At 56.7% G+C, this 300-nt stretch carries 1 rRNA gene; it reads left to right on the forward strand.

Annotated features, from left to right (window positions below):
- Positions 1–300 (forward strand): 23S ribosomal RNA (locus tag KBX37_RS34065); the annotation flags it as partial.

Consider the following 300-nt stretch of genomic DNA (forward strand, 5'->3'; position numbering starts at 1 on the left):
GTCCGGTAGGTGAAAGTTGCTGACCTTCTGTGGGTGTTCCCGAGTAGCGGCGGACCCCTGAAATCTGCCGTGAATCTGCCAGGACCACCTGGTAAGCCTAAATACTTCCTGGTGACCGATAGCGGACAAGTACCGTGAGGGAATGGTGAAAAGTACCCCGGGAGGGGAGTGAAATAGTACCTGAAACCGTTCGCCTACAATCCGTCGGAGCCTTACGGGGTGACGGCGTGCCTTTTGAAGAATGAGCCTGCGAGTTAGTGGCATGTGGCGAGGTTAACCCGTGTGGGGGAGCCGTAGCGA

Source organism: Micromonospora sp. U56 (genome assembly GCF_018070095.1).
GTDB classification, from domain to species: Bacteria; Actinomycetota; Actinomycetes; order Mycobacteriales; family Micromonosporaceae; genus Micromonospora; species Micromonospora purpureochromogenes.